General features: G+C 61.9%; 19 protein-coding genes and 2 tRNA genes. 15 read left to right on the forward strand and 6 right to left on the reverse strand.

The genetic code is table 11. The features are described 5' to 3' along the window. Nucleotides 1-26: 26 nt before the first annotated feature. The 3 genes from PDO_RS16880 to PDO_RS16890 all read right to left on the reverse strand — a co-directional run bounded on the left by PDO_RS16880 (nt 27) and on the right by PDO_RS16890 (nt 5926). Nucleotides 27-1511, reverse strand: coding sequence for a bifunctional serine/threonine-protein kinase/universal stress protein (locus tag PDO_RS16880; protein ID WP_007604544.1), 1485 nt, complete (start codon nt 1509-1511; stop codon nt 27-29). A 19-nt stretch (nt 1512-1530) separates the two neighbouring features. After that, on the reverse strand, nt 1531-2271 hold the full coding sequence (locus PDO_RS16885) for a metallophosphoesterase family protein (RefSeq protein ID WP_007604546.1): 741 nt from the start codon (nt 2269-2271) through the stop codon (nt 1531-1533). A gap of 145 nt (nt 2272-2416) precedes the next feature. Next, entirely contained in the window at nt 2417-5926 is a 3510-nt protein-coding gene (locus PDO_RS16890) for a hybrid sensor histidine kinase/response regulator (RefSeq protein WP_007604549.1), read from the reverse strand. Nucleotides 5927-6128: 202 nt separating this feature from the next. On the opposite strand from PDO_RS16890, the gene mscL reads away from it, so the two are divergent. From mscL to galE, 3 genes are all read left to right on the forward strand, one after another. Further along, nucleotides 6129-6554 carry a large conductance mechanosensitive channel protein MscL gene (mscL, locus tag PDO_RS16895; protein WP_007604551.1) on the forward strand — a complete coding sequence of 142 codons (426 nt, stop codon included), beginning with the start codon at nt 6129-6131 and terminating at the stop codon, nt 6552-6554. Between the two features lie 140 nt (nt 6555-6694). Further along, the gene (locus tag PDO_RS16900) at nt 6695-7864 is read left to right on the forward strand and encodes a pyridoxal phosphate-dependent aminotransferase (protein WP_007604553.1); all 1170 of its coding nucleotides are present in this window, start codon (nt 6695-6697) and stop codon (nt 7862-7864) included. Nucleotides 7865-8019: 155 nt separating this feature from the next. Then, nucleotides 8020-9054 carry a UDP-glucose 4-epimerase GalE gene (gene galE / locus PDO_RS16905; RefSeq protein WP_007604555.1) on the forward strand — a complete coding sequence of 345 codons (1035 nt, stop codon included), beginning with the start codon at nt 8020-8022 and terminating at the stop codon, nt 9052-9054. A gap of 68 nt (nt 9055-9122) precedes the next feature. On the opposite strand, the gene PDO_RS16910 is transcribed toward galE, so the two are convergent. Beyond that, nucleotides 9123-9887, reverse strand: a complete 765-nt coding sequence (locus PDO_RS16910) for a fumarylacetoacetate hydrolase family protein (protein WP_007604560.1) — start codon at nt 9885-9887, stop codon at nt 9123-9125. Between the two features lie 424 nt (nt 9888-10311). Between PDO_RS16910 and PDO_RS27325 the strand changes: the two genes are divergently transcribed. Beyond that, nucleotides 10312-10458: a DUF1127 domain-containing protein gene (locus PDO_RS27325; protein WP_007604572.1), complete on the forward strand. Its 147-nt coding sequence runs from the start codon at nt 10312-10314 to the stop codon at nt 10456-10458. 69 nt (nt 10459-10527) lie between these two features. Here PDO_RS27325 and PDO_RS28415 read toward each other — a convergent pair whose 3' ends face one another. Then, nucleotides 10528-10695, reverse strand: coding sequence for a hypothetical protein (locus PDO_RS28415; RefSeq protein WP_160167045.1), 168 nt, complete (start codon nt 10693-10695; stop codon nt 10528-10530). Between the two features lie 241 nt (nt 10696-10936). On the opposite strand from PDO_RS28415, the gene PDO_RS16915 reads away from it, so the two are divergent. Continuing rightward, nucleotides 10937-12436 carry an AlbA family DNA-binding domain-containing protein gene (locus PDO_RS16915; RefSeq protein WP_007604574.1) on the forward strand — a complete coding sequence of 500 codons (1500 nt, stop codon included), beginning with the start codon at nt 10937-10939 and terminating at the stop codon, nt 12434-12436. Nucleotides 12437-12642: 206 nt separating this feature from the next. Here the strand turns inward: PDO_RS16915 and PDO_RS16920 are convergent. Then, nucleotides 12643-12717 (reverse strand) — tRNA-Thr (locus tag PDO_RS16920). A gap of 165 nt (nt 12718-12882) precedes the next feature. On the opposite strand from PDO_RS16920, the gene PDO_RS16925 reads away from it, so the two are divergent. From PDO_RS16925 to PDO_RS16970, 10 genes are all read left to right on the forward strand, one after another. Further along, the gene (locus PDO_RS16925; protein ID WP_007604576.1) at nt 12883-13134 is read left to right on the forward strand and encodes a hypothetical protein; all 252 of its coding nucleotides are present in this window, start codon (nt 12883-12885) and stop codon (nt 13132-13134) included. 120 nt (nt 13135-13254) lie between these two features. Continuing rightward, a complete protein-coding gene (gene murA, locus PDO_RS16930) occupies nt 13255-14547 on the forward strand; it encodes a UDP-N-acetylglucosamine 1-carboxyvinyltransferase (protein WP_007604578.1) in 1293 nt (430 codons plus the stop codon). Nucleotides 14548-14690: 143 nt separating this feature from the next. Beyond that, a complete protein-coding gene (locus PDO_RS16935) occupies nt 14691-15140 on the forward strand; it encodes a DUF2948 family protein (RefSeq protein ID WP_007604580.1) in 450 nt (149 codons plus the stop codon). A gap of 89 nt (nt 15141-15229) precedes the next feature. After that, on the forward strand, nt 15230-16528 hold the full coding sequence (gene hisD, locus PDO_RS16940; protein WP_007604589.1) for a histidinol dehydrogenase: 1299 nt from the start codon (nt 15230-15232) through the stop codon (nt 16526-16528). 3 nt (nt 16529-16531) lie between these two features. Continuing rightward, a complete protein-coding gene (locus PDO_RS16945) occupies nt 16532-17005 on the forward strand; it encodes a UPF0262 family protein (protein WP_007604594.1) in 474 nt (157 codons plus the stop codon). Between the two features lie 16 nt (nt 17006-17021). After that, complete coding sequence (locus PDO_RS16950; protein WP_007604596.1) at nt 17022-17501, forward strand: arsenate-mycothiol transferase ArsC; 480 nt, start codon at nt 17022-17024, stop codon at nt 17499-17501. Nucleotides 17502-17747: 246 nt separating this feature from the next. Next, nucleotides 17748-17966 carry a translation initiation factor IF-1 gene (infA, locus tag PDO_RS16955; protein ID WP_004435948.1) on the forward strand — a complete coding sequence of 73 codons (219 nt, stop codon included), beginning with the start codon at nt 17748-17750 and terminating at the stop codon, nt 17964-17966. Between the two features lie 26 nt (nt 17967-17992). Then, complete coding sequence (locus tag PDO_RS16960) at nt 17993-18613, forward strand: Maf-like protein (protein ID WP_007604622.1); 621 nt, start codon at nt 17993-17995, stop codon at nt 18611-18613. A 3-nt stretch (nt 18614-18616) separates the two neighbouring features. After that, the gene (yacG, locus tag PDO_RS16965) at nt 18617-18829 is read left to right on the forward strand and encodes a DNA gyrase inhibitor YacG (RefSeq protein ID WP_007604625.1); all 213 of its coding nucleotides are present in this window, start codon (nt 18617-18619) and stop codon (nt 18827-18829) included. A 198-nt stretch (nt 18830-19027) separates the two neighbouring features. After that, a tRNA-Phe gene (locus tag PDO_RS16970) sits at nt 19028-19103 on the forward strand. Nucleotides 19104-19218: the final 115 nt, after the last annotated feature.

Below are 19218 nucleotides of genomic sequence, written 5' to 3' on the forward strand. Positions count from 1 at the left end.
TGGATGCTGACGAATTATCGTCACCGTCAGGCATGTCCGGCGCTGGCATGCCTCCCTTCGCCATGGTGCGCATCGTCATGATCTCCCGGCTCGGACGGATGCGGTGAACCGTTGGCCGGGTGGCGCACCCTGACAACGGTGACCGAGCAGGGTGCTATGCCGGCGATCTCGGCCGATACGCTGCCCATCAGCGAGCGCATGGTCGAGTTGGGCCGGGCGCCCATGACGATGTGGTCGACATTGTTGTCGCGGGCAAAGGTCAGGATGGCGCTGGCGGTCGAGACGGCCTCGATGACGTGGTAGGTGACGTCGCCGTCCTTCTGGCCGAGCGGGGCGGCCCAGTGCTTCAGCGCCACCAGCCGCATCACATGTTTGTTGTTGCCCTCGGCGTCGAGATCGTTGTCGAGCGCGATGCGGGCGATCTTCAGGACATTCAGGCAGGCGATGCGGGCATGCGGCCGGTCGCGGGTGATCTGGCTGACGGTGTGCCGCAAGGCGTCTGCGAGATCCTGCGACGCTTCGCCAAGATCGATTGCCACCAGCACGATCGGCGCATTGGCAAGGATCGCGGTCGCCCCATGTGGCCGCACCAGCTCGATCGGATCGGGATGCAGGCGTCGTTTCAGGCGGACGGTCCAGGGGTCGCGCTCGAGCTTTTCCGCCCGCGCCGTCAGCCGCACATGGAACAGGTCGCCGAGATCAAGTGCCAGCTGGGCCGCCGTCTGGTAGCGCCGGGCCGGGTCGATTTCCAGGCAGCGCAGGATCACCTCCTGGAAGGCCTTGGACACCATCGGGTTCAATTCGCGCGGCGGCGGCGGATCCCACCACAGGCGCTTTTTCAGGCCCTTCATCCGCTGCGGATCGCCAAACGGACGCCGGCCGGTGGAGAAGAAATACATCATCACCCCAAGCGCAAACAGGTCGGAGCGAAAATCGCTGCGCACGCCGAGGATCTGTTCCGGCGCCATATAGGGCGCCGTGCCATAGGGCAGACGGAATTCCTCGTCCATCAGGTCGGGAAGCTCGAGATGGCGGGCAAGGCCGTAGTCGACCAGCACCGCTTCGCCGGTGTCGCGAAACAGGATGTTGGACGGCTTGATATCGAGGTGCACCACCTTCTGCCGATGCAGATCGGCAAGCGCTGTGGCCACCTTTGTTGCCACATCGATCACCTCTGGCTGGGGGCGGGGCAGGCGGTCGAGTTCCGGATAGAGCGATTTGCCCGGCAATTGTTCGAAGACGATATAGGGCACGCGGGCAAAGTCGCCATTGGCGACGAAGCGCGGCACATGCGGACCGCTGACCCTCGGCAGGATCATCTGCTCCATCTCGAAGCCGACGATCATCGCCGGATCGGTGCCGCTGCCCATTTCCGGCACTTTCATCAGCAAGGCGCCGGGATGATCGGCATGGCTGACGTGATAGAGCTTGGCCATGCCGCCGGTATGGGCAAGCGTGCCGATGGCAAAACCGTCGATGATATCGCCTTCCTTCAGACGTCCCTTGGGCATGGCTGGCTTTCTCTTGTCCCTAGCGTCCCTGGAAAAGCCGGGTCGCCAGGCTCTCCGGCAGCGAGGCGGCGCGGATGGCGGCGGCGGCCGCTTCGATGTCATAGGCGGCGCGGCGGAACGAAAGCTCGCCGAGATCCGTGTCATAGAGCCCGTAGGCCGCCGCCGGATTGCCGTCGCGCGGCTGGCCGACCGAACCGATGACCGCAAGCCAGCGCCGCGGCGCAGTGAGCGGAATGCCGATGTCCGATGTCGGGGTGAATACCGTCACCTTGCCGCCCTGGCTGCAGCCATAGAGGCAGGGCCGGTGCACGTGGCCGCAAAAGCTCAGGCGCGCCGTGCAGCCGTCGAAATGCGCCCGTGCGGTCGCCGCGTCGGTGACATAGCGGAAGCGACCGGGGGCCGAGCCGTCGGCATGCACGTAGAGCCGGTCCTCTTCCTCGACCGCCATCGGCAGGCCGGCCAGATAGGCGCGCTGGCGCGGCTCCAGCGTCATGCGGGTCCAGTCGATGGCGATGCCGGCGGCCGATGTCATCGAATAGCTGGGATCGACGATCGCCTGGTCGTGATTGCCGCGGATGACCACGGCGCCTTCTGCGGCAAGCGCGATCGTCCTGTCGACGCACCACCGCGGATCACCGCCATAACCGACGATGTCGCCGAGAATGACGAAGCGCTCGGCACCGCGGGCAAACGCATCGGCCATCACCGCCTCATAAGCCTGGCGGTTGCCGTGGATGTCGGACAGCAATGCGATCTTCATGCAGTCAATGGCCCTCCCGACCGGCAAGATGCCCCGATACTCCCAGAGGCAGATCGCCAGCATAGATAGCTTCGATGGCAGGCGCTATTGGCCGGAAGGCGAAGAGAGGGACTGGCCGCCGTCCTGTGATCGATCCCGGAGCGACCTATTCGGCCGCAGCGCGCTTTTGCGAATAGACCTGGGTGATGAAGGCGCGCAGCGCCGCCGGTCTGACGGGCTTGTGCTGCAGGGTGATCGAATGCCGCTCGGCTTCAGCCCGCACTTCCGCCGTGCGGTCGGCGGTGATCAACAGCGCCGGAACGTCGGCCTGATAGAGGGCCCGGAGCCTGAGGATCGCCCCGATGCCGCTGCCGTCGCCCAGATGATAGTCGGCGATGACCAGATCCGGTGGCTGGGTTTCCGTCGAGATCAGCGCATCCATCTCCTCGATCGAACCGGCGCATTGCACGCTGCAGCCCCAGCCGGACACCAGCAGTGCCATGCCTTCGAGGATCTTCGGCTCGTTGTCGATGCACAGCAGTCGCAAGCCCTGGAGGGTGAGGTTGGAGCGATCGGATGCCGCAAGCGGCACGACGCCGGGGCTGAGCGGTTTTGCGATTTCGAGCGGCATGACCACGCGGAAAGTCGTGCCCCGGCCGGGCTTGGAGGCAAGTTCGACCGGATGATGCAGCACGCGGGCGATGCGATCGACGATCGACAGGCCGAGCCCGAGGCCGGACGCCGTGCGCATGCCTTCCTCCAGCCGAGCGAATTCCTTGAACACCGTGCGGAACTTCGAGGCCGGAATACCGATGCCGCTGTCGGTCACCTGGATGATGACCTTGTCGCCCTGGCGCCGCGCACCGACCACGACGCGACCGGCCGGGGTGTACTTGATTGCATTGGAGACGAGGTTCTGCACCAGCCGGCGCAGGAGATTGGGGTCGGAACGGACCGCAAGCCTGGTCGGCATGACCACCAGCTTGACATTCTTTTCCCGCGCCAGGGGGGCAAAGTCGGTTTCGATGCGTTCCAGCAATCCGTTCAGCGCGACGGTGGAGAAACGCGGCTTCATCGCGCCGGTGTCGAGGCGCGATATGTCGAGCACCGCGCCGAGAATGCTCTCGACTGATTCAAGGGCTGAATCGATATTGCGCACCAGCGCGCTGTTGTCGGACGCACCCAGCCGTTCGACCAGCGACGAGGAATAGAGCCGCGCCGCGTTGAGAGGCTGGAGAATGTCATGGCCGGCGGCGGCAAAGAAGCGCGTCTTGCCGATATTGGCATCATCGGCCGCAGCCCGTGCTTCCGCCAGCGCGTGATTGACCCGCGTCAGCTCGGCGGTGCGTTCGCTGACGCGCTGTTCCAGTGTCTCATTGGCCTGTTTCAGCGCCCGGTCGGCTTCCACCTGGGCGGTGATATCGGTGAAGGTCGCAACGATGCCCTTGTCCGGCATCAGGTTGCAACGCACTTCGAGAATGCGGTCGCCGCCGGACAGCACCATGCGGAACGGGTTGTCGAACTGGTGGAAGCTGTGCACCACCGCCGTCTGTCCGGCCGGCGTCACATCGCCGCGCTGCATCAGGATCGCGATGATGTCGTTGAGCGGAAAGCCGACCTGGCCGACATGCTCGGGCAGGTCGAGCAGGCTGCGGAAGCGCCGGTTCCAGATCGTCAGGCGGTCGGAGGCATCGAAAACGGCAATGCCCTGCTCCATCTGTGACAGCGCCGTCTGCAGCATGTCCTGATTGTATTGCAGCGCTTCGGACGCCTGGTCGAGCAGCCAGACGGTATCGGCAGACGTGTCCTCCGCTTTCTGCAGGATCAGCGACAGCACGAGCCGGGCAGACGAGGAGCCGATGGCGCTGCCCAGCAACTGTTCGGAGAAATGAATGAAGGCCATGTCGGCCGGACTGTCGTCCGCCAGCTTGCGGCCGGCCTTCTGCTCGTAGGTGCGGAATGAGCGCTCCATGCGTTCGTCGCCGAGATAACGGGCAATGGCCGCCTTCAGATCGCCCACGGCAACGCTGGTTTTCCAGCCGCGGGTGGCGAAATGCGAGCGGGCATGACGCTTGACGAATATATCGGACTGGATGCGCTCGACCGGTCGCGGATTGCGGCTGAGCGAGCCGATGATGAAGGCGGCGGTGTTGACTGCGAGGCTGAACAGCGTGGCATTGACCAGCGAATCCGCAAAGGCAGGCTCGAACATCTGCAGTCCGGGCAAAAGGAAGCCGAGCACGGCAGACGCGATCCAGGAATGGTCGATGGCGCCAAGGCTTGGCAGGAACAACAGATAGGCCCAGACGAAGAAGCCGGAGGTCAGGCCGGCAATCGCGCCGCGCGCATTGGCCCGGCGCCAGATCAGCCCGCCGAACATCGCCGGCGCGATCTGGGCAATCGCGGTAAACGACAGGAGACCGATCGAGGCAAGGCCGGTCGAATTGTCGGCCGAGCGATAATAGACATAGCCGAGCAGCATGACGCCGAAGATCGCGGTACGGCGGATATGCAGCAGGGTCTTGGCGAAATTGGCCCGCTGACTGGGGCGCTCCAGCAGCTTCTGCCTGAGGAAGATCGGCAGCACCATGTCGTTCGATATCATGATGGCAAGCGCCACCGATGCGACGATGACCATGGCGGTTGCCGCGGAGAAGCCGCCGATGAAGGTCAAAAGCGAGACCAGGCCTGCGCCGGCATTCAGCGGCAATGACAGCACATAAAGATCGGCATCGCCGGTGCCGCCGAAGGTCATGATGCCGCCGATCGCCGCCGGCAGCACGAAGATGTTGATGGCGATCAGATAGATCGGCATCAGGATGCCGGCGAGCCTGAGTTCGCGCGGCGTGCGGTTTTCCACCACGGTCACATGGAACTGGCGCGGCAGCATGATGATGGCAAAGGCCGAGAGCGCTGTCAGCAGGATCCAGCGGGCCGGCGGCGTCTGGTAGGACAGCGCTGCCATCACCGCTTCGCTGTCGCGTGCCTTCTGCCAGAGATCGGCCGGCCCGTCGAAGATGAAGAACAGCACGAAGATGCCGAGTGTCCAGAAAGCCACCAGCTTGACCACCGATTCCATCGCGATCGCCAGGATCAGCCCGTCCTGGTGCTCTGTCGCATCGGTGTGGCGCGTGCCGAAGATCACCGCGAAACAGGCCAGCATGAAAGCGACGATCAGCGGCAGGTCGATGAAGTAGAGATTGCCTGTGCCGATGCCGTAGGCGCTGGGGTCCATGACGGTGGCGACCGAGCTGGAGACCGCTTTCAGCTGCAGGGCGATATAGGGGATGATGCCGACCAGGTAGATCACCGTCACCAGCATGCCGACGATCGGGTTCTTGCCGTAGCGGGCCGCGACGAAGTCGGCGCCGGAGGTGATCTTTTCGGTCTTGGCGAGTTCGACGATGCGCCTGAGCACCGGCATGCCGAGCGTATACATCAGGATCGGGCCGATATAGATGCCCATGAATTCCAGCCCGCGTTCGGCCGCAAGACCGACGCCGCCGAAATAGGTCCAGGACGTGCAATAGACCGCAAGGCTGAGCGCATAGACGGCCGGCCTACCGCCAGCGGGCACGCCGCTGACACGCGATCTTCGGTCGCCGTAGCTGGCCACGGCGAACAGAAACAGCAGATAGCCGAGAGCCGAAGCGACGATAATCCAGCCTGGGAGCACTTTTTCCTCCTGAACGGCACCCGCCTGAAACTCTAGGGGAAGTCGATCGTTTTTGAAATCGCATTCAACTTGGCCTTAAGTCGAAGATCAGATTGACCAAATCGAAATTTACCATTCCCGAATGGAAAATCTTTCTTTAACCATTGCGAAGGGATCGCCGCGCGCCGGCGGTTGGCTCAGCGCAGCACAAAAGGAGAGCGGTATGCTGAACGAATTCAAGACATTCATTGCCCGGGGCAATGTCATGGACCTCGCCGTCGGTGTGATCATCGGCGGTGCCTTCGGCCTGATCGTCAACTCGCTGGTCCAGGACATCGTCATGCCGGTCGTCGGTGTGGTTTTCGGTGGCTTCGACTTCTCCAACTATTTCCTGGCGCTGAGCGACAAGGTCACGGCGACGTCGCTGGCCGCTGCCCGCGAGCAGGGGGCCGTTTTCGCCTACGGCAATTTCATCACCGTGGTGATCAATTTCGTCATTCTCGCCTGGATCATCTTCCTGATGGTCAAGGGCGTGAACACGCTGCGCAAATCGCTGGAGAAGCAGGAAAAGCAGGCGGCCGAAGACGCGCCGCCGCCAGCCGACATCCAGCTGCTCACCGAGATCCGCGACCTCCTGAAAAAGCCCTGATGCTGTTTGCGCCGTGGCCAATTCTGCACAAGGCCACGGCGATCCATCACCTGAATCGATCCCTTGCTCAATCATTGTCATGGGATTTTTGCCCGCCGATCGGCTAGATCAGGTCCACTGATCCCTGGAGACGCCGATTCATGCCGTTTTTGAATGACCTTAGCGCCCGTGCGCTTGCCGCCCCGAAGAGCGGCATTGTCGAACTGGTCAACCATGCCCGCACCCGCGACAACCTCCTGCCGCTCTGGGTCGGCGAGGGCGATCTGCCGACGCCCGATTTCATCAGCAAGGCGGCCAGCGACGCGCTTCTAGGTGGCGAGACCTTCTACACCTGGCAGCGCGGCGTGCCGGAACTGCGCCAGGCGCTGGCCAATTATTACAGCCGCCATTTCGGCGTCGACCCGCCGGCCGATCATTTTTATGCGACGGGTTCGGGCATGCAGGCGATCGTGCTCTGCGTCCAGGCACTGACCTCGCCGGGCGACGAGATGGTCTATCTGTCGCCGACCTGGCCGAACATCGTCTCGGCGATCGAAATTTCCGGCGCCAAGGCCGTCGGCCTGCCGCTGACCTTTGCCGACGGCCGCTGGTCGCTCGATTTCGACAGGCTCGAGGCGATGATCACGCCGAAGACCAAGGCGCTGTTCATCAATACGCCGTCGAACCCGACCGGCTGGACGGCGACGAAGGAAGACCTGAAAAAGGTCCTGGAGATTGCCCGCCGCCACGGCATCTGGATCCTCGCCGACGAGATCTATGCGCTCTATTATTACGGCGAGGGCGAGCGCGCGCCGTCCTTCCTCGACGTGATGGAAGAGGGCGACCGGGTGCTGTTTGCCAATTCCTTTTCGAAGAACTGGTCGATGACCGGCTGGCGCGTCGGCTGGATCGTCGCGCCGCCGGAAATCGGAAATGTGCTGGAAAACCTGATCCAGTATTCGACCTCGGGTGTTGCACCCTTCATGCAGCGCGGTGCGGTGGCGGCACTCGACAATGGCGACGATTTTGTCGCGCAAAACATCGCCCGCGCCACCCAGGCACGCGATATCCTCTGCGACCGGCTGATCGCCACCAACCGGGTCGAGACGCTGAAGCCCGAGGGCGCTCTCTATGCCTTCCTGAAGATCGACGGCATCACCGATAGCCGCCAGGCGGCCTTCGACATCGTCGACAGGACAGGCGTCGGCCTCGCACCCGGAACGGCATTCGGCGCCGGCGGCGAGGCCTTCCTGCGCGCCTGCTTCCTGCGCAATGCCAAACAGATCGAGGAAGCCGCCGATCGCCTGAGCCGTTATATCCTGGCGCTTTGACAAGAACCGCTAAAATTTGAATGTTTCGGCTAGGGAAAACTTAAGCAAACCGACGAATAGTCCGCTTGAATCAGATGCTTAACCCGCAAAAATAAGCTTTCGACAATGCCGCCGTGATTAGCTCTTCCCAACAAGAAAACGTTGGGAAGAAAATCATGGCGATCTTGGTAACGGGTGGCGCCGGTTATATCGGCAGCCACATGGTCTGGGCGCTGTTGGACGCGGGCGAGGACGTCGTCGTCGTCGATCGGCTGTCGACGGGGTTCCGCTGGGCCGTGGCGCCGCAGGCGCGGTTCTACCTTGGCGATATCGGCGATGCCTCCGTGCTTAAGCAGGTCTTTGCCGAAAACCGGATCGAGACGATCATCCATTTTGCCGGCTCAATCGTCGTGCCGGAATCGGTCTCCGATCCGCTCAGCTATTACGAAAACAACACCGGCAATACCCACAGGCTGCTGAGCGCGGCCGTCAAGGCGGGTATCAACAAGGTGATCTTCTCGTCCACGGCTGCCGTCTATGGCCAGCCGGATCAGCCGCTGCCGATCCGGGAGGACGCCGCCTTGCGCCCGGAATCGCCCTATGGCCAGTCGAAGCTGATGAGTGAGATGATGCTGCGCGATACGGCGCGTGCCCATGACCTGCGTTATGTCGCGCTGCGTTATTTCAACGTCGCAGGCGCCGATGTGAAGGGCAGGGCGGGCAATTCCGCAGCCGGCGCCACGCATCTGCTGAAAGTCGCCTGCGAAGCCGCCCTCGGCAAACGCAAGTCGGTCTCGGTCTTCGGCACCGATTACCAGACACCCGACGGCACGGGCGTGCGCGACTTCATCCATATCAACGATCTGGTCGACGCGCATCTGAGCGCGCTTGCCTATCTGCGCAATGGCGGCGAACCGTTGATTGCCAATTGCGGCTATGGCAAGGGCTATTCCGTGCTCGATATCCTGCGCGCGGTGCGCCAGGTCAGCGGTCAGCCGTTTGCCGTCGAATACGGACCGCGCCGGCCGGGCGATGCGCCGCTGGTGGTGGCCGATTCGACCCTTGCCCGGGAAAAACTCGGCTGGGTACCGCAGTATGACAGCCTGCGGGTCATCGTTGAAACGGCACTCGACTGGGAGCGCCGTCTCGATGAACTGGATACCGCAGATATCGACGGCCTGCGTCGCCGCCTCGTTGCCGGCGGGTTCTGAACCGGTCGCAAGCCCTGTATTGCCACAAGTCCTATATGGCCCCGGCAGAGCCAGGGCCATGAATGCCGTCAGGCCGTCAGGCGGATGGACATCGTAAATCCACCCTCGAGTTCGACCGTCAGCAGGCCGGGCTGTTGCGCAACCGGCGCGCCGCACAGGCTGCCGGTGGTGATGATCTCGCCGACCGAAAGCGAGCCGGCCGGCCGATCGCTCTTCGACGCCCAGCCGCTCAGCCAATCCATCACATTGCCGGTCGGATGGCTGGCTTCGGCATCGTAGATCGTCGTGTCGCCGAGGCGCACGACCAGCTGCTTTTCGCCATTCAATGCAAGCATGTCTTTCGGCACAGCCGGCCCGAGCGCATAGCCGGCATTGCCGAGCCGATCGGCGAGAAACAGCAGATAGGGCGCCTTGCCGCCTTCGGCGATGCGGCTGTCGAGCACCTCGATACCCAGATGCACGCTGCCGATCGCAGCCAGGATCTCGTCCTGGCTATAGCCCTCGGCCCGGGGCGGCAGGGCGGAGACCAGCGTTACCGCGATTTCCACCTCGATCTTCACCCCGTCGCGCCAGGGAAATTCGGCAATTGCGGCGTTTTCGCCAAGCGCCAGCGGCCAGAGGCGGCCGACCACGGCAATGCCGTCCGGCGAGCGCGCCACCTTGTAGCCGATGGGGTCCGCCGGCAGCGTCGACGAAAAGATCTCCTGCACCGCCATGGCATCGGTGACGCTTGCCGGCACGCCGAGTTCGGCGGCAGGGATACGGGCGCGTGCCGCGGAAAACTGGGCAGCCAGATGCTGCGGATCGAAGGAGGACGGGGAAGGGGAGGACATGGCGGATCCTGTGCAGGAGGAAAGGTGTCGGCGGCGGTTCCGGTGTCACGGATCCGCCCGGAGGGGTTTTACAGGCGCCACGCCGCGAAGTCACCTGACAAGCATGCTGACGCGGCCATAGGATGCAGCCAGCCACCCACGGAAGGGATGTCCGACCGCCGACAGTGCCGGACCAAACGTCCACGCGCCGAAAGCCGGCCCATGGTTGCGGGCCATGATTCTGGGCCCTGTTTCCGGGCCGTGATGATGACGGTTAACAGCAGGTGAATAGCTCAAGCTTCAGCAATGCGAATAATGCATAGGTGCCGTGAAAGCTTGTGTATTTCGCAAGCGGTAGCAAGCGCTTATATGCAGGCCATCGAAACGACGCCGGGACCGAAAAGAGGTTGCTGACGTCAACACAGCCTCCGGAAAGGGGATTATCATGAACGTAGCACGCTCTTTCAACAACTGGCGCAAGTACCGCAAGACCGTCGCAGAACTCGGCCGCATGAGTGCCCGCGAACTCAGCGACGTCGGCATCAGCCGCGCCGACATCGAACGCGTTGCCCGCGGCGCATTCGCCCGCTAAGCCGCCACGACAGACCATCACTGCCTGCACGACGCCCGCTGATGACGCGGGCGTTTTTGCGTTTGGGCCTCACTGGCTGGGGGATTGATCGATCGCATGGGGAGACGCAGGCGCATCACTGACCTCGCCCGGCGGGCGCAGCGGGAGATAGGCCGAAACCAGGACGGCCGCGATGACGGAGAGGACGACGACAAACGTCACCATTCCGGATTTGGCGTTTCGATCGGTGCTTTTCATCGGGAGACAACGGCCGTGATGGCGTGATGTTCCGTGGGTGGGTGGGAGTAGGCTGGCGCGTGCTTGGTGGACAAGGCCCGTTGATGGAGTTAGCCAAATTTAAGGTTCCGTTTGGGGTGGAAACAGATTGTCAGCAGCTGAGACTCTATTTTGGCAGTTGATGGCAAGGGATACCCCTTGAAGTTGCATGCCATCTTCCCCATGGTCTTCTCAATATTGTTTGAAGTCAGCGAGGCCCGCGATGTCCGTTTTGACCGATATCGAGCAGATGGAGCAAGACCTGAGGCATCGCAGTGAGCAACTGCATGTAGAATTCAAAGCCTGGATGGACATCTCCAAGCAGAACAGAGACGGGCAGAATAAGATCGCCCGCCATGTTGCCGCGATAGCCAATCATGGTGGTGGGCGTCTTTATTTCGGCGTCGACGACGATGGCCGAGCTATGCCGCCATCCTCAAATCTCGGTCTCGATCACTACAAGTCGGATGCCATACACAACCTACTAAAAACCAGACTTGAGCCTCCGATCCAATGCGAAGTCAGAATTACGGAGTACACCAACGGTGTGGCCTATCCGGTTGTTCATGTGCCTTCCCATGGCCCAATGCCAATTGCCGCACGAGACGAAAATAGCTTCTTTCAGATCTACGTTCGCAGCGTCGGCCCGGAATCCAGAAGGATTGAAACACCCATACAGTGGGAAAAACTATTGAAAAGATGTTTCCGTCAGCGAGAGGCTGAAGCAGTGCAAGAGGCGGAAGAAGATTATCTCTCTCGAACGCAGTCGATGACAAAGGCCATTACGGAAGCGGTGGTTGACGCTGTTTTGAAGGTGCTTTCCGGTCATGGTGCTCCCGGCTCAAAATCCGCAAACTCTGAACCAGATTGGGAGCTGATAGACCTGTTGGCGGAGGCAACGCGGCAAGATTTTATTGGTCAGATCAAGGCGTTGCCGTCAGGTCACTCAGAAAGTGATCAGCAGATTTCGACGATTGCCCAAAACCATGTTTCGATGGGCTACGCCCTTCTTGCCGATGATTTCAGTCCTATCACATTGGAAAATCCGCACCGTTTGCTTCGTCAGACAAGCAACAAAATGCAAGAGATGGCACATTTCGGCTGGCACCATTTTATAGTGTTGACCAACTCTGACGCCGCCCCACGTAGCCGGTTTTGGCAAATCGACGGCCGCGAGTTCACCGGCGTGGAGGGGATGCGCATTGACGGCAAGGGCATCTATTTCGGTTCATTCGATTACTGGCGTGCTTACGGGAGTTCTGTTTTCGTCATTTGCGAAAGTTATAGAGAAGACTACAATCGGTTGAGGCGCGGGACAGACCATCCATTCTTGACGTCGACCCAAATCTTCATGCGGCTCCATTCGCTTTTGGTCCATGCCTGGCTCACGGTGGAGCAGGTGCCCTCAGCTGCAAACATTGCTTTGTTTACTGATCACAGAGGTCTCGATGGACGCATTCTGGGGCGTGGCTTTGACTACGGTCTTCGCGTTCATTCTGGGGTTCAAGCTGCTGCTGACAGATTTCCAACCCGCCTTGTCGTAAGTAGGTCGGAGCTACTCGAAAATTACTTTGGGACACTAAAACGCTTGTCGGTTCAGTTTCTGGAGCTGTGGGCCGGTACCGGTGCATTCGATCCCGATGAATGGTTCAATAAATCGAACATCGACCAAATCGTCTCTGCGCTTTCGAAAGAGAGTTCAAATGTTGCGCTGCCACCCTAACCCATTTGTTAGTCGACTCGATGACCGGATATTGACTTGGGAACGGACCTGTGCGGACGCGGACGGATTTTGCCGCTCTAGCGTCGGCATCTAAGCCTAATTGAACCGTTTGGGTCGAACGTATTCATCGAAGATGCGCAAAGGTCCTACTTGAAAAAGAGGAGAGCTATAATCCAAGCGCTTCAAATATATAAACGGGGAAAAAATGGTGCTGCTAGAGAGATTTGAACTCTCGGCCTCTCCCTTACCAAGGGAGTGCTCTACCCCTGAGCTATAGCAGCATCCGGCGAAGCGGACAGTCGTCGCCTCGGAACGAGGGGCCTATTGCCATAGCTTGATGGCGAGTGCAAGCCGCAAATCGAAATAGGCCTGCAAGATTTGTGTTTTGCACCGGTCTCCGTGTGAAGTCTCTGGTCAGGGATCAGGTTTTTCGCTATCAGGGCGCCATGAGCGATGATCAGAAAATCCCGGAAAACAAAGACTTTTCCACAGCGGCCGCGAAAAGCCCGCCGGTGGTGGCGCAAAACGGGGGAAAGCCGCAACAACTGACCGAGGCCGATCATCGCCGGCTGCGCGCCGCCAAGAAGCTCAAGGAAAATCTCCAGCGCCGCAAGCAGCAGCAGCGCGCGCGCCGCGCCGGCGAGGCCGATGATACCGATGGCCTGCCTGCCGCAAATTCGTCCAAACCTGCTGATTAAAGGCGAGTGCATGCGGCGAATTGAACCGCTGCGGCTTTTCGTCTAAACACCCATCCTCGCCATCTGGCGTCATCCCTTATTGTTCAGGAAAGGCGGGCTCTGCCCGTATCGTAGGCTTACATGGATCGCATCAGGATTGTCGGTGGCAATGAGCTCAACGGGATCATCCCGATTTCCGGCGCCAAGAATGCGGCCCTGCCGCTGATGATCGCCTCGCTGTTGACCAGTGACACGCTGACGCTCGAAAACGTGCCGCATCTGGCCGATGTCGAGCTGCTCCTGCGCATCCTCGGCAACCACGGCGTCGACGTCTCGGTCAACGGCCGCCGCGAACACCAGGACGGCTCCTATTCGCGCACGGTGCATTTCACCTGCCGCACGATCGCCGAAACCACGGCGCCTTACGAGCTGGTCTCGAAGATGCGCGCCAGCTTCTGGGTCATCGGACCGCTGCTCGCCCGCGAAGGCAGAGCCCGCGTCTCGCTGCCGGGCGGTTGCGCCATCGGCACGCGTCCGGTCGACCTCTTCCTCGAAGGTCTGGCAGCGCTCGGCGCCGAGCTTGAGATCGACAGCGGCTATATCAATGCAACGGCGCCGAAGGGCGGCCTGATCGGCGCCAACTATACCTTCCCGAAGGTTTCGGTCGGCGCGACCCATGTCATGCTGATGGCGGCCTCGCTTGCCCGCGGCACGACCGTGATCGGCAATGCGGCCCGCGAGCCGGAAGTCGTCGATCTCGCCAACTGCCTGATCGCCATGGGCGCCAAGATCACCGGCGCCGGCACCTCGACCATCACCATCGAAGGCGTGACCAGCCTGTCGGGCGCCCGCCACCGGGTGCTGCCGGACCGCATCGAGACCGGCACCTATGCCATGGCGGTCGCCATGACCGGCGGTGACGTGACGCTGGCCGGCACCGATATCTCCCTGCTCGACACCGCCGTCGAAGCGATCCGCCGCGCCGGCGCCGAACTGATCGCCGTCGACAACGGCATCCGCGTCATCGGCCATGGCAATGTCATTCGCCCGGTCGACATCGTCACCGAACCGTTCCCCGGCTTCCCGACCGACCTGCAGGCGCAATTCATGGGCCTGATGACCCGGGCCCAGGGCGTTTCGCATGTCACCGAGACGATCTTTGAAAACCGCTTCATGCATGTGCAGGAACTGGCCCGTCTCGGCGCCAAGATCACGTTGTCCGGCCAGACGGCGCGCATTGAGGGCGTGACGCGCCTGCGCGGCGCCCCGGTCATGGCAACCGACCTGCGCGCCTCGGTCTCGCTGGTCATCGGCGGTCTGGCGGCAGAGGGCGAAACCATGGTCAGCCGGGTCTATCACCTCGACCGCGGCTTCGAGCGCCTGGAAGAAAAACTCACCCGTTGCGGCGCCGTGGTCGAACGCATCAGCGATTGATCGGCCACAAGTCTTTTTGCCCCGTTGTCCGGTTGCCACTGGACAAGCGGCAACCTATGTCAAAAGGATGTGAGGCAGTCGCAGGATGGAACCGGTCGCAAAGACCCGCCGCCTGGGACAGCCGTTGATACGGGCAGGATGACATGACGGATTTGAAGCTTCTGGCGCTCGATACGGATGATCTCTCGATCATCTCCGCCCATATGCAGGATGCGGTCTTCAAGGCCGGCGATCTGTCCTTTGCCCCGCGTCCCGGCCTGTTTTCCCTGACGGTCAATCGGTTCGTCTGGGAAAAGGCCGACCGTGCGAAAAAGGGCCCGGACAAGAGCTATGAGCGCCACCGCGCGGTGCTCGGCTTCAAGCGGGTCTCGGCCGTGCGCTCGATCGGCTTTGACCGCAGCGGCGCCGACGAGGTGCTGTCGCTGCTCGCCATCCGCTTTGTCGCCAAGGGCGAGGGCCCCGACGGCGTCATCGAACTGGTCCTGTCGGGTTCGGGCATGATCGCGCTTGAGGTCGAGTGCATCGAGGCACAACTGGCCGATACCGGCGGCGCCTGGGGCACGGCTTCTTTGCCGGACCACAAGGCTGACTGAAGACGGCAGACTGAAAAAGGCCGACTGAACAAGCTATTGGCGGCGCGTGCCGGGAAACCGGTTCTGATGTGAGAAGGAAGAGTGGGGACGTGGCAATCTGGCTGGATCAGGCATCGGGCGATTTCGAAACGCGTTTTGCCGCCTTTCTGACGACCAAGCGTGAAGTCTCCGACGACGTCAACGACGTGGTGCGCGGGATCATTGATGACGTGCGCGCCCGCGGCGATGCGGCGCTCGCCGACTATTCGCTGAAATTTGACGGCACTGATTTTTCTGAAGTGGCGATGCGCGTCACCGAGGCCGAGATCGCCGAGGCGACCGCCGGAATCGCGCCGGACCTGCTCGACGCCCTGAAGCTTGCAGCCGAACGCATTGAGCGCCATCACGCCCGCCAGATGCCGAAGGACGATATCTACGAGGATGCGATCGGTGTCGGCCTCGGCTCGCGCTGGACGGCGATCGATGCCGTCGGCCTTTATGTACCGGGCGGCACGGCCAGCTATCCAAGTTCGGTCCTGATGAATGCCCTGCCGGCCAAGGTTGCCGGCGTGCCGCGTGTCGTCATGGTCGTGCCCGCCTCTGGTGGCAGGATCAATCCGACGGTGCTGGCGGCTGCCCAGATCGCCGGCGTTACCGAGATCTACCGCATCGGCGGCGCCCAGGCGGTGGCCGCCCTTGCCTACGGCACCGAGACGATCGCGCCGGTTGCCAAGATCGTCGGCCCGGGCAATGCCTATGTGGCGGCTGCCAAGCGCCAGGTCTTCGGCACTGTTGGCATCGACATGATCGCCGGGCCTTCCGAAGTGCTGGTGATTGCCGACAGCGACAACAATCCCGACTGGCTGGCCGCCGATCTTCTCGCCCAGGCCGAACATGATCCGGGCGCCCAGTCGATCCTGATGACCGACGATGCCGCCTTCGGCAAGGCGGTGGAAGACGCCGTCGAACGCCAGTTGAAATCGCTCAGCCGTGCCGAGACGGCAGCAGCCAGCTGGCGCGATTTTGGCGCAGTGATCAAGGTGGACAGCATTGACTCCTCCGTGCCGCTCGCCAATCGCATTGCCGCCGAGCATCTGGAACTGGCCGTGGCCGATCCCGAGCCGCTGATCAAGGCGATCCGCAATGCCGGTGCGATCTTTGTCGGACGCCATACGCCGGAAGTGATCGGCGATTATGTCGGCGGATCGAACCATGTCCTGCCGACCGCCCGCTCGGCCCGCTTCTCCTCGGGTCTGTCGGTGCTCGACTATGTCAAGCGCACCTCGATCCTGAGGCTCGGGGCCGAACAGTTGCGCCAGCTGGCGCCGGCGGCCATTGCCCTTGCGCAATCGGAAGGCCTCGACGCCCATGCGCGGTCGGTGGCAATCCGCCTCAATCTCGAAGGGTGAGCCATGGCCGACGGCGTCTTCCGGCTCTGCGATGTCGTGCTGGACGAGACGATCGGCCGGTCGACCCCGGATGTCGAGCATGAGCGTGCGGTGGCGATCTTCGACCTGATCGAGGAGAATTCGTTCGCGCCGGCCGGCCATGCCGGTGGCCCCTACAAGCTCATGCTGTCGCTGGTCGACAGCAAGCTGGTCCTGTCGATCAAGACCGAGGCGGGCGTCGATGTCGCGACCCATATCCTGTCGCTGACGCCCTTCCGCCGGATCATCAAGGACTATTTCATGATCTGCGAGAGCTATTACGAGGCGATCCGCTCCTCGACGCCGTCGCAGATCGAGGCGATCGACATGGGCCGCCGCGGCATCCACAATGATGGCTCGCAGACGCTGATGGACCGCTTGTCCGGCAAGATCAAGATCGATTTCGACACCGCGCGGCGCCTGTTCACGCTGGTCTGCGTGCTCTACTGGCGTGGCTGAGGCCATGGCGCCGGACATGCTCGACACGCCAAACACGCCGGCCGGGCCGGATCGGCTGGACACGCCGGAGCATCGCCGGCCCGGCGCCATTCTCTTCGTCTGCGGCATGAATGCCATCCGCTCGCCGATCGCCGAAGCGCTGGCGCGCGCGCTTTTGCCATCCGGCATCTATATCGCGTCGGCCGGCGTCAAGCGCGGCGAGCGCGATGCCTTCGTCGATGCCGTGCTCGAGGAAGAGAGCCTGAACCTCGGTCGCCGCCAGCCGCAGACGCTGGACGACCTCGAGGACGACTATTTCGACCTTGTCGTGACGCTGTCGCCGGAGGCCCATCATGCAGCCCTGGAACTGACCCGCTCAAGCGCCGTTGAGGTGCTCTACTGGCCGACGCCGGATCCGACCGGAACAACGGGCACCCGCGAGCAGATCCTCGACGCCTACCGCGACGTGCGCGACCGGCTGAAACGCCATATCATCGACCGCTTCGTCGCCCGCTAGCGGATGTTGCGCGCCGGGCCGCAAGTGCTGCGCCGAGGCGGCTGCGGCCGTGTCCTTACGCAAAGCGCAAAGCATGGCTTCCCTTTGCCGGCCGATCGCACTAAAAGCCCTCAACGGCTGCGCGCGAAACAAATTCCAAAAGCCTGATCGACTAGGTTCACAAAGCCCCGGCGATTGTGTAGTTTCCGCGCACATTTTTAAGGGGGCTTGTGCCCCCAAGCTAAACTCAAGGAAGACAACCGCTCAATGGCTAAAGAAGAAGTCCTCGAATTTCCAGGCGTCGTCACGGAACTCCTGCCGAACGCAACGTTCCGGGTGAAGCTCGAAAACGAGCACGAGATCATCGCCCACACCGCCGGCCGCATGCGCAAGAACCGTATCCGCGTTCTCGCCGGCGACAAGGTGCTGGTCGAAATGACACCCTATGACCTGACCAAGGGCCGTATCACCTACCGCTTCAAGTAAGGCGTGACGGTCGGTCGCGAGGGGCCATGGAACTGAGACAGAAGCTGATACTGGCCTCCGGGTCGCCGCGCCGTCTGGACCTGCTCAAGCAGGCCGGCATCGAACCTGCGCGCCTGATGCCGATGGATCTTGACGAGACCCCGCAGAAATCCGAGCATCCGCGTTCGCTGGCCCGCAGGCTTTCGGCCGACAAGGCAAGAGCCGCCTATGAGGTCACACGGCAGGATCTCGCCTGGAAGGATGGCTATATCCTCGCCGCCGATACGGTCGTGGCTGTCGGCCGGCGCATTCTGCCCAAGGCGGAATACATGGAAGAGGCATCGTCTGCGCTGCATCTGCTGTCTGGCCGCAGCCACTGGGTGTTTACCGGCGTCTGCCTGATCGCGCCGGACGGTAAGCTGCGCCAGAAGATCGTCGAGACCAAGGTGCGCTTCAAGCGGCTTTCCGGCTACGACATCGAATGTTATCTTGCCTCTGGCCAGTGGCGCGGCAAGGCCGGTGCTTATGCGATCCAGGGCATTGCCGGCACCTTCGTGCAGAAACTCGTCGGTTCCTATACCAATGTCGTCGGCCTGCCGCTGTTCGAGACCATGCAGATGCTGGCAGGCGAAGGTTATGACGTGCATGCCGGCTGGACGGAGGGCTGATCCATGACCGATGACCGGACCCCGCGCATGGCCAAGGTCGAGCCGCTGCGCAAGGCGCTTCCATGCCCGGAATGCAAGCGCCCGTCTGCGCGCGAACACTATCCGTTCTGCTCGGACCGTTGCCGCAATCTCGACCTGTCGCGCTGGCTGAAAGGCTCCTATGCCATTCCGGTGGCCGAGGACGAATCCAAGGCGGACGAGGACGACTATCGCTGATCGCGATTTGCACCGCCCGCACCTTTGTTGCGATCTCCTTGTTTGAATTGAATTTTCTGCGTTTTTCACATCTTCTTCAAAAAAGTGCCGCAAGGCGCTGGACATGGCCGAACAAGATGTTATAACCCCGCTCGCTCCCGGGGAAATACCCCGGCGGTTTCGACCAGAAACCGGCAGGCTTCGTCAAAAAGCCGAGATGCCCGGATAGCTCAGTTGGTAGAGCAGCGGATTGAAAATCCGCGTGTCGGTGGTTCAAATCCGCCTCCGGGCACCATTCTAAGTACTTGATGTGCTTGTGCTTTTCCATGGTCTTGTAACGCCTTCGTTTTGCGAGTTTGACAGTTTCAAACCCCGAGTTTGACAACTTCTGTTTTTCGTTTGTTAAGCTC

The sequence above is a fragment of the Rhizobium sp. PDO1-076 genome (genome assembly GCF_000247475.1).
GTDB lineage: Bacteria > Pseudomonadota > Alphaproteobacteria > Rhizobiales > Rhizobiaceae > Allorhizobium.